This window comes from Caballeronia choica (assembly GCF_001544535.1).
In the GTDB taxonomy this organism is placed as follows: domain Bacteria; phylum Pseudomonadota; class Gammaproteobacteria; order Burkholderiales; family Burkholderiaceae; genus Caballeronia; species Caballeronia choica.
Genome location: NZ_FCON02000216.1, coordinates 1 through 8,831, shown reverse-complemented (window position 1 = coordinate 8,831; position 8,831 = coordinate 1). Strand labels below are relative to the sequence as shown.

Annotated in this window: 6 protein-coding genes; 2 read left to right on the top strand and 4 right to left on the bottom strand. The window is 66.2% G+C overall.

Translation table 11 applies throughout. The annotated features are described in order from the left end of the window. Positions 1-283 precede the first annotated feature (283 nt). From AWB68_RS40045 to AWB68_RS50965, 3 genes are all read right to left on the bottom strand, one after another. Entirely contained in the window at positions 284-1,354 is a 1,071-nt protein-coding gene (locus AWB68_RS40045) for a beta-propeller fold lactonase family protein (protein ID WP_087649721.1), read from the bottom strand. A gap of 167 nt (positions 1,355-1,521) precedes the next feature. Further along, positions 1,522-2,049, bottom strand: coding sequence for a DUF3280 domain-containing protein (locus tag AWB68_RS40040; protein ID WP_087649720.1), 528 nt, complete (start codon positions 2,047-2,049; stop codon positions 1,522-1,524). A gap of 272 nt (positions 2,050-2,321) precedes the next feature. Further along, positions 2,322-2,456 carry a hypothetical protein gene (locus AWB68_RS50965; protein ID WP_268810975.1) on the bottom strand — a complete coding sequence of 45 codons (135 nt, stop codon included), beginning with the start codon at positions 2,454-2,456 and terminating at the stop codon, positions 2,322-2,324. Between AWB68_RS50965 and AWB68_RS40035 the strand changes: the two genes are divergently transcribed. Further along, positions 2,455-2,772: an energy transducer TonB gene (locus AWB68_RS40035; RefSeq protein ID WP_235028770.1), complete on the top strand. Its 318-nt coding sequence runs from the start codon at positions 2,455-2,457 to the stop codon at positions 2,770-2,772. The genes AWB68_RS50965 and AWB68_RS40035 overlap by 2 nt on opposite strands. 28 nt (positions 2,773-2,800) lie before the next feature. Here the strand turns inward: AWB68_RS40035 and AWB68_RS40030 are convergent, their stop codons facing one another. Next, positions 2,801-5,038 (bottom strand): SulP family inorganic anion transporter, encoded by a 2,238-nt coding sequence (locus AWB68_RS40030; RefSeq protein WP_087649718.1) that lies wholly within the window; start codon positions 5,036-5,038, stop codon positions 2,801-2,803. A gap of 288 nt (positions 5,039-5,326) precedes the next feature. Between AWB68_RS40030 and AWB68_RS40025 the strand changes: the two genes are divergently transcribed. Then, positions 5,327-8,605: an adenylate/guanylate cyclase domain-containing protein gene (locus tag AWB68_RS40025; RefSeq protein ID WP_087649717.1), complete on the top strand. Its 3,279-nt coding sequence runs from the start codon at positions 5,327-5,329 to the stop codon at positions 8,603-8,605. Positions 8,606-8,831 lie beyond the last annotated feature (226 nt).

Here is an 8,831-nt window from a genome sequence, read left to right as displayed (position 1 = left end):
GCCTTTTCTACATGCCAACAACGATGAAACCCCGCTAACGACACTCCCCCGGTTGGACCACTCCGAGGGAGCGGTCTGGAGGCGCATGGCAAGAATTCGCGTTGGGAAGCTGCTTTCTTTGCTTACTTTCTTTGCAGCAGCAAAGAAAGTGAGTCCCGCCCCGGACAGGGGCAGAGCAAATAAACCGCTAAGAAAACAAGTTCCATGGAAGCGCAAAAACATCAAACGGTGTACCCTCCCGACCCCACCCCCACCCCCACCCCCACCCCAAGCGCCAGCGACCTCACTTCGACTCGATCGACCCCGAAGCCGACGGATAAGTCACAATCCCCCAAGCAAGCGGCAACCCCTCGATCTGCTTGATCGTCTGATAATTCTCGGCATCGAGCACATACACCGCATTCGACCGCCCGCACGCGAGCAGCAATTTCGCCCCGTCCGGCGTGAAGCTGAAGTGCCAGCACCGCTGCCCCACCGGCACGTCGCTCACATGTTCATACGTCTTGCCGTCGAACACCTGCAACGTCTTGTCCCGCGCTGCCGCAACAAAGAGCCGCTTGCCATGCGGCCCGAACGCGACGCCATACGGTCCCGTCTTCGTATCGACCGTCTTCACGATCTTGAGGTCGCGCGCGTCGAGCACGATGAACTTATTGGTGTTTTCAAGCGTGACGACATACTGCTTGCCATCCGGCGACGCCTTGATCCCGCGCGGCCGCGAACCCTTGTCCAACTTCACGGTCCGCACCGGCTTGCCGGTTCCCACCCGATACACCGAAACCGTATCGTCGCCTTCGTTCGTCACGAGCACTTCGCGCCCATCGGAAGAGAACTCGACGCCCTCCGTCTCATGCCCGCTCTTCACCGAATGAATCACCTTCAGGCTCTTCAGATCGACGATCGCGATCTCCGCCGGCGGTGAATTCTCGTCGTCCTTCTCCTCCTTCGGCGGTTGTCCCGGCGGCCCCGGAGGACCGCCGTCCTCGCCCGGCTCGTAGGTCACATACGCGTAACCCTTGAACACGCGCACGAATTCCGGGTTCTTGCCGATCTTCGCGCGGCGCAGAACCGTACCCGTCGAGGTGTCGATCTCCGACAGATCGGCCGTCCCCTTGTTTGCCACATAGAGCCGCGTGCCGTCGGCGTTCAGGCTCAGGCCGCGCGGGCCGTCCTTGCCGAGCGGGATGGTCCTGGTGAGCGTCATCTGGTCGAGGTCGATGACGCCGACGCCCGCCGTCTCGCTCGTCACATAGGCCGTCGGCGTGGCGGCATGCGCGGCGCTTGCGGCGAGCGTCGTGGTCATCGTCATCGCCGAGAGCAGCGCGAGATGCGCCGCCGTGTGTCTGAAAGGCATGTTCGTCTCCAGCGTATTGTTTTTTGCTGCACATGCGCGGTGTGCCGCGATCTGCAAGCCCCGACAGCCAAGTTAGCCCATCAGGCGTTCGCTTGACAATGGCAGACGGCGGGAGATATTCCCGAATTCGGCGAGATGGGCGCATTCGGCACGCATCCGTGCGCGGATCAGTGCGTGGCAGCCCTATCCGCGGCGAGCAGGTCGACGAGCGAGTTCACGCCGCGCCGCCACGACTGGTCGGTGTTGCCGCGAATGTCGACGGAGCGCTGGAACACGGCCTTGCCGGTCGCGACGTCCTCGACGCGCAAGTTGATGTTGAGGATCAGGTTGCTGATCTTCTGCACCCAGCACACGCCCACGCGCTCGACACCGAGCGTGCGCCCGATCTGAAGCTCGCAGCCGTTGCACGCGTTCAGGTCCTGCGACGACTGCAAGTTCGCGATGAGTCCGCTTGCCGGCGCGTTATCGGCAACCTTAAAGAGATCGCGCGTGCGGAGCTGGTCGCGCAGTTCGTCGCTGATCATGTTCAGCCGCGTGTTCTGAGTGCGCGTGATCTCGGCGTCGTTGTAGGCGGCGTTATCGTCGATCAGTGCGCAGTTCACGACCGCGATCGACTTTTGCGCCGCCTGCGCTTGCGGTGCCGCCAGGAGGACGCAAGCGGCGATGGCGCAAACGACGACGCTCTTTCGGATCATGGACGTTCCTCCTTGAAAGTTCGCGTGAGGTCGAAGGTAGACCAACGGCGTCGACAATTCAATGCTCATGCGTCACGCGGGAGCCAACCGCCGCCGATCGTCGCATCGAGCACGACAATTCAGAGCTTTCTAGTTCAATGCAGCCGTGCTCATCAATATTCTCTCGGGCGGAGCATAAAGCGTTCACGGCAAGAATAAGTCACTGACGTTATTCGTCTGTGAGCCCCGTCAATCAAGCGTTCCGGTCCCACGCCGGAACCGCCAATAACAATTCAAATGAAACTCTGGCTCACACCAAACAAACGCACGATTGCACGCGCGGTATGGCTCATCATGGTCACGCCTTGCGCATCGGCCGAAGCGGATACAGTCGCGGTAGACAACGCCGCGGGTTCGTCGGCATCCATGGATGCGCTAAAGGAAACGCCGGCCTCCGGGCCGACGGGGGCGTCCCGCGGAGCGACTGATACCTACGCGGTCAAGGTTCAACGCCGCGTGCGACCCCACATAGTATGGGGAGGTTATTCTGGACCACGCGAAACCACGATCAAAGTGCGTTGCGCGCCCACCGGGGCCATCCTCTCGCTGAACGTCGTCCGCAGCAGCGGCGACGAATCCTGGGATGCTGCGGCCTTGCGAGCAGTAGCGCGCTCCAGTCCCATGCCGCTCGACGCCAATGGGCAAGCACCGGCATCTTTCCAGATATCGATTCGTCCCTATTGATCCGCAAGGCTGGGGACGCGCAGCCCCCTCACAACGCCACCCTCAACGCATCGTCCGCGATCGCAAGCCTCGACGCCATCACCTTCACGACAAACCGGTGCCACTGCTGCGCGGTCGTCGGATCGTCGCGCTCCAGTTCCTGCAAAGCCGCGAGCGACAGCCGCCATAAACGCGCGGGCTCGTCGGCGATCACGTCCGCGCTGCGCGGCCTCTGCGTATACACCGCCATCTCTCCAACGATCGTCCCGGGGCCAAACGAGCGCAGCCGCACCGAACGACCATCGACAAGCGGCAGCGACACCGTCACGTGACCCCGCTCGACGATAAACATCGCATCCCCCGGCTCGCCGTGCCGGAAGAGCGCCTCGCCCGCGCCGATCTCGCACATCTCCAGACGCGCGAGCAACCGGTCGAGCGCATGCGGCGTGAAGTGATGCGCAAGCGTCGCGTGAAAATCGGCCTCGTCGTCTCGCACGATGCCGGCGTCCGCCGCAAGCTGCCGTTCCTCGATCCATTCGAGGCCCGCATCGAGCGTATCGAACTCATGGATGCCCAGACTCAACGCGCCCGTGCGCGCAAGCAGGTCGCGTGAACGCGCGGGCAGCGCGGTCAGCACGAGCGCCGCGCTGCGCGCCTCGCACACCTGCGCGAGCTTCATGAAACTCACCGACACCGAAGCATCCACGCCGTTCGTCGCGCCGAAGTCGAGCACGACGTAGCGCACCGGCATCGATGCACGCTTGTTCAAGTTCAAGCGCTCGCGCACGCGATGCAGGATCGAATTCGCGGTGCCGAAGAACAGGAACCCTTGCAGGCACGTTCCGCAGACCTGCATGCCGCGCTCCTGCAACCGCTGCGCCTGCTCGATGGTGCGCTCGACGTTGGACGTGCGCGTGCTGCCGTCGAACTCCATGCGCACGCAACTCACGCGTCCATACAGCAGCGCAAACGTCACGCACGCAGCGAGCACGCCGGCCACCACGCCCGCGACCACGCCATAGAACGCGATCACGCCAAGGATCAGCGGCACGAGCAGGTACTCGTTCCAGTCGAGCTTGCCGTATGCGCCGACAAGCCAGTCCATCAGCAGGCGCAGTCCCATGAACAATTGCAGCCCGACGAGCACCGGCACCGGAAAAAGCGCAACCAGATCCGGCGACACCGCCAGCACCAGCAGACACGCAAGCGCGGCGAACACGCCCGCGATGCGGCTCGTCGCGCCCGCGCGCGCGTTGAGCATCGAACGATTGAACGACTGATAGCCGACCATGCCGCCGAGCATCCCGCTCGCGATGTTCGCGAGCCCGGCCACCCGCATCTCGCGGTTCAGGTCGACGTCCTGGCCCGTGGCCGCGCCGATCGCCGTCGAGTTCATCAGGATCGTGATCGCCGATACCGACGTGACCACGAGCGTCTCCGGCAGATGCGCGGCGATCGCGTGCCAGTCGACGTCGCCCGCTGCGAGCGAACTGGGCAGATGCAACTCGGGAATCTGCAACGCATGCATCGGCACATGCTGAAGCAGCAAGCCCATGTCGCGGGCGTGTTCGATGGAAATGCCCGTGGCATGCAACAGCACGTAGAAGAGCACGATGCCGAAGCCCAGCGTAAGCGGCAGCACCGCCGAATGCTTCCAGGTGCGGTGGAGGATGGTCGCGAGCGCGCCGACGACCAGCGCCGGCACCCACGCGAGCCAGTGCAACTGCGCGACGAGCGGCAACGTCTGCCAGCTCGGCGCGCGGCCGGTCATCACGCGAAAAGCGCCCGTCAGGAGCAGATACCCGGTGCCGGCGAGAAAGCCGCCCATCACCGGATACGGCAGGAATTGCAGCGAGCGGCTGCGCCTCGACGACCCGATCGCGTAGAGGATGATGCCGGTCACGATCGAGCACAGCGCGATCGAGATCAGCACGGTCAGAAGAATCGCGGCGGGCGATCCGCCGTTCGCGCGCACGCTGCTCGCGACGCCCGCCGCGACGCCCACGAGGAACGCGGTCGCATTGCTGTCGGGGCCGCCGATGTTCATGCGCATCGAACTCGTCAGCGCAATCACGAGCGCCGTCACGACGCAACTGACGAGCGCGGTCGGCACTCCGAGTTCGGCATAGCGCGCGAGGTCGGCGCTGAAGATCATCGTGCCGAGGCTCATCGCGTAGCACAGCATGACGAGCGTCGAGATCGTGCCGGCGCTCAGGTCGCCGATCACGCGCGCAAGGCGCGCGCGTGCACGAAGATCGCTGGCTGAACCTGCGCTGCCTGGCTTCACGGCGCTCTCCGGGCGAGTGCGGGACGGTGCTGGGGTTGCTGCGCGGTCGTGTCGATCGATGTCTGCGCGACCGGGTGAAAACGCCGCGAGCGTCGACGGGATGCAGGTTTCGATGAAAGACTGTTCGACGACGAGTATCCGCCGCGTCGCGCCGGCATGTCAATTTCCAGCGCACGGCAACGCATATCGGGAGCGGGCGGCGCGACCTACACTGTATTGTCAGGGGATGACGCAACGGGCGCCGTCCGATTCATCCGACGTGAAGACGCTAAGGCCAAGGCAAAGGCGATGGACATCGGTCAATGGCTCGACGCCCTCGGGCTCGGTCAATACGCACGCGCGTTCGCCGACAACGACGTCGATCCCGACATGCTCGCGCAACTCGACGACGCGGACCTCAAGGAGCTCGGGGTGGCGTCGCTCGGACATCGCAAGCGCATCCTCGCGGCAATCGTCGAGCGCGGCGCGCTGTCGCCCGTGTCCGCGACGGCGCCCGCCCCCGGCGAGCGCCGCCAGGTCACGATCCTGTTCGCCGACCTGTGCGGCTTCACCGCTCTGTCGCGCACGCTTGACGCCGAAGATCTGAGCGAGCGCATCGCCCGCTACACGGCGCTCGTCGACGACATCGTGCTCGGCCTCGGCGGCACCGTCGACAAGCACATCGGCGACGCCGTGATGGCGCTCTTCGGCGCCCCGCGTGCGCACGATACCGACGCGTTGCGCGCCGCCCGCGCCGCGCTCGACATCCACGCGGCGCTCGCGAACCTGAACAAGTCTGGCGGGCGTCCGCTCGTCGCGCACATCGGCATCGCGAGCGGCGAGGTCATCGCGGGCGCGCAGGGCCGCGCGGGCTTCCACGACTACACCGTGATCGGCGATTCCGTGAATCTCGCCGCGCGGCTCGTCGATGCCGCCGGCCCCGGCGAGACGCTCATCGCGGACGGCGTGCATCGTGCGCTCGGCGAATCCGTCAGCGCCGACGCGCTCGGCGACCTGCGCTTCAAGGGCATCGATGCGCCCGTGCGTGTGTGGCGCCTCACGGGCATCGAGGGAGAACGCGCGAACGTCAGCAGCAGCCGCAGTCTCTTCGTCGGCCGCAAGGCGGAGCTCGAACAATTCCGGGGCATCGCGCGCGCGTGCGTGGCGGCGCTCGCGGGACAGGCCGTGTATGTGCGCGGCGAGGCGGGCATCGGCAAGTCGCGTCTCGTCGACGAGATGCGGCGTTTCGCCGAGCCGCTCGGCTTCGCGATCCATCACGGCCGCGTGCTCGACTTCGGCATGGGCCGAGGCCAGGACCCGGTGCGCTCGATCGTCGTCAGCGTGCTCGGACTCGCGCCGGCAGCGGGCGTAGAGGAACGGCGCGCGGCGGCGGAAAGCGTGGTGTCCGCGGGCGATGTCGGCGCGGATCAGCTCATGTTCCTGCACGACTTGCTCGACCTGCCGCAGACGGGCGAGCGGCGCACGCTCTACGACGCGATGGACAACGCCGCGCGCAACCGCGGCAAGCGTGCGCTCGTCGCGGCGCTCGCGCAGAGCGCCTGCCGGCGCGGTCCGGCGATGATCGTCGTCGAGGACGTGCACTGGGCCGATCCGCAAGTGCTCGGGTTTCTCTCCGCGATGGCGGCCGCCGTCGCCAACGGGCCGGGGCTGCTCGTGATGACCTCGCGCGTCGAGGGCGATCCGCTCGATGCCGCCTGGCGCGCGGGTTGTCGCGGTACGCCATTCGCGACGATCGACCTCGGCCCGCTGCGCCGCGACGAGGCGATGAATCTCGCCGACAGCTTCATCGATGCGACCCAGCGCGTCGCGCTCGCGTGCATCGAACGCGCGGACGGCAATCCGCTCTTTCTCGAACAGCTGCTGAGGAACGCGGAGGAAGGACGTGGCGAAGCCGTGCCCGCGTCGATCCAGAGCCTCGTGCTCGCGCGCATGGACCGCCTGCCCGCGCTCGACCGGCAGGCGTTCCAGGCGGCCGCCGTGATCGGCCAGCGCTTCGGGCTCGCGCTGTTGAGACGGCTGATCGATGCACCGGATTACGTGTGCGACGGGCTCGTCGCGAACGCGCTCGTGCTGCCCGAAGGCGACGACTTCCTGTTCGCGCATGCGTTGATCCAGGAGGGCGCGTACTCGACGCTTCTGCGAGCGCGCCGGCGCGAACTGCATCGGCGGGCGGCGGACTGGTTCGCGGCGAGCGACCCGGTATTGCGCGCGCAGCACCTCGACCGCGCCGAGGACGCGCACGCGCCGCGTGCCTACTTCGACGCGGCGCTCGCGCAGCGCGCCGCGTGGCTGCCCGATGCCGCGTTGCGCCTGATCGCGCGCGGCCTGCAACTTGCCGTTCAGGCAAGCGCGCACGCCGACCGCCACGCGCTCAACTGTCTCAAGGGCGAGTTGCAGCGCGATCTGGGCGACATCGCCGCATCGACCGACACCTATCGCGCGGAGGTGGCGAGCGCGCCCGACGAAGCGTGTCTGTGCCGCGCGCAACTCGGGCTTGCGGAGAGTCTGCGAGTGAGCGAGGGACTTGCCGAAGCGCAGTCGCTGCTCGACGCGGCCCAGCAGGTCGCGGAACGCCACGACATGGTGGCCGAACTAGCGCGCTTGCATCATCTGCGCGGGAACATCCTGTTTCCGCTTGGCAGGATCGACGGCTGCCGGGACGAGCACGAACGCGGCCTTGCTCACGCGCGGCGTTCCGGTTCGCCGGAAGCGGAGGCGCGCGCACTGGGCGGTCTCGCCGATGCCGCGTATGCGCAGGGCCGCATGCGCACGGCGTTCGAGCACTTCAGCCGCTGCGTCGAATTGAGCCGGGAGCATGGACTGGGGCGCATCGAGGTGGCGAACCGGTCGATGGTCGGTTTCAGCCGCATGTATCTGAACGAAGCGCGGCAGGCACGCGAGGACGGGCTGGCGGCGACGCGCGCCGCCGCGCTCGTCGGCCAGCCGCGCGCCGAGATGCTCGGTGAGACGGCTGGCGTGTATGTCGCCCTGGAGCTTGGCGATGTCGAAGAGACGCGCCTGCATCTCGACCGCGAGATGCGGCTGATTCGTCAGCTTGGCGCGCGGCGTTTCGAGGCGCAGAACCTGGAAGTCCAGGGCCGCTTGTTCATTCAGACGAACGAGCGAGAACGCGCCGTCAGGCTGCTGCGCGACGCGCTGGAGATCTGTCACGAGGTGGGCACGCAGTTCAGCGGACCGAAGGCGCTCAGCGCGTTAAGCCGTGCGGTCGATGATCCTGCGGAGCGGGAGCGGCTGCTTGCGCAAGGCGCCGAGTTGTTGCGTCAGGGGGCGGTGGGGCACAACCATCTGTGGTTCTATCGCGATGCGATCGAGGCGATGCTCGTGGGGGGCGATGCGGCTGGCGCGCGGCGTTATGCGCAGGCGCTGGAGGACTATACGCGGGCTGAACCGCTGCCGTGGGCGATGTTGTTCGCGGCGCGCGGGCGGGTGTTGGCCGATGTGCTGCTCGGGCAGGAGGGTGAAGCCGTGCGGCGGGAACTGGCGCGGGTGAGGGGTGCGCTCGCGGAGGCGGGGTTTGTGGGGTATATGAGGGCAATGGATGAGTGAGTGTTGGCGCTGGCGCTTGGGGTTGGGGTTGGGGTTGGGGTTGGGGTTGAGGTGCCGTTGTTTACACCGTTTGATGCGCTCGGGCTTCTGTGGAACTTGTTTTCTTTGCGGTCTATTTGCTCTGCCCCTGTCCGGGGCGGGACTCACTTTCTTTGCTGCTGCAAAGAAAGTAAGCAAAGAAAGCAGCTTTCCACCGCCAATCCTTGCCATGCGCCGCTAGCCCGTT